Annotated in this window: 3 protein-coding genes; all 3 read left to right on the forward strand. The window is 42.4% G+C overall.

Translation table 11 applies throughout. The annotated features are described in order from the left end of the window. Positions 1-482 (forward strand): DUF1493 family protein (locus BUE76_RS03890; protein ID WP_216820618.1); only part of this gene is annotated, 482 nt, incomplete at its 5' end. A 200-nt stretch (positions 483-682) separates the two neighbouring features. Further along, positions 683-889 (forward strand): type II toxin-antitoxin system VapB family antitoxin, encoded by a 207-nt coding sequence (gene vapB, locus BUE76_RS03895; protein WP_073046792.1) that lies wholly within the window; start codon positions 683-685, stop codon positions 887-889. Next, positions 889-1,275, forward strand: coding sequence for a type II toxin-antitoxin system VapC family toxin (locus BUE76_RS03900; protein WP_073046789.1), 387 nt, complete (start codon positions 889-891; stop codon positions 1,273-1,275). The genes vapB and BUE76_RS03900 overlap by 1 nt, the downstream gene beginning before the upstream one ends. The last annotated feature ends 198 nt before the right edge of the window (positions 1,276-1,473 follow it).

Raw genomic sequence — 1,473 nt, forward strand, 5'->3', positions numbered from 1 at the left:
ATGCGCCACTTATGAAACAGTCTTTATTTCAAATAGAATTTAAGGAACTGCGAAAAGCTTACCAAGAGGTAAAGGATTTTCTTGAGCGTGAAACTGCTGGTGAAATAACTTCCGTGAAGAAGGATTTTGAAGTGGACCTACAGATTGCAGGTGATGACACCTATGAGCTTATGGACAAGTTCATCACCGTTTACAGGCTGGAGGCAAATGGATTTGACATCACCAAGCACTTTTTGAGTGAGGGCGAACAGTTTAGTTCAAGCATCGCCATTGCACAGTTGTTAAGCCTTCCTTTTGTGTTGATTATTTGGCTATTGAAAATATTAACTTTTGGCAAAGTCGATTATACAAAAACCGTCGTTTTGCCTGAGTTTGGAAGACAAACCACTGGGTTAACCTTTGGAGATTTAGTTACTTGGTACATCGTCGGGAAATATCGCCTAAGGAAAGATGTTCGATTCGTACTGAAGCAAGGCGCATAACATCAGATTTCCAAAACCAAGGCTGACGAACAAAAACTAAACGCTATAATTTTATTCAACAACAGAACAGAATTGAAGCTGAAAAGCATTGAATACCTTGGCTTCGGAAAGCTGTTCTCCGTTAGGCGTAAGCTGGTTTGCAGCCAAAGAGGTCCGTTATTTGGTAGATTTGGCTAAATTTGAGAAGCGGAGATCAGATTATGGATAATCTACTACTATACAATAAGTTATCTGCCTTGCCTGAGCACTTGAAGTCTGAAGTTGGTGACTTTATTGACTTCTTAGCGTCGAAAGCCAAGCAAAAAGCCCAAAAACCGACACCAAAGTTTGGCAGCGCCAAAGGTTTGATCATCATGCACCCAGGATTTGATGATCCCATTGAAGACTTCAAAGAATACGAGGCCTGATGCAAAGAAACCTTCTGGATACACATACACTGCTTTGGTTTCTCTCAGGAAGTGAAGATCTGTCTACACAGGCCAGAAATTGCATCGAAGCTGATGGTGCGGCAAACTTTGTCAGCATAGCAAGTCTTTGGGAAATGGCTATAAAAGTCAGCCTCGGCAAACTGGAACTACGCTCCTCTTTAAACCACATCTACGGACAAATCGCAGCAAATGGGTTTGAGGTATTACCAGTAACGTTTGAAGACACATTGGTTGTTTCTACTCTTCCATTTCACCATCGTGACCCGTTCGACAGGATCATTATTGCTCAAACAATAAATGGCGGCTTGACTTTGATATCAAAAGATCAGCACGTTTCCTCCTATAACGTAAAGCAGCTTTGGTAGACCGCTTACGCCTAACAGCGCATTGCCGCAAGCGGGGTTGAAGAACATGGGCTGATCAGCAGTTTTTCACGCAAGCTCTTGTACATTAGCCAAGCTGAAAAAGTGATATTGCCCCACCTGACGGCAATGCGTTGAACGTTAGCAGTCATTTAATTCAACCATGCCGAAACAAAAAAGAAACAAGGAGGCAGTCAAGCC

This window comes from Cnuella takakiae, assembly GCF_001953305.1.
Classification (GTDB): domain Bacteria; phylum Bacteroidota; class Bacteroidia; order Chitinophagales; family Chitinophagaceae; genus Flavisolibacter; species Flavisolibacter takakiae.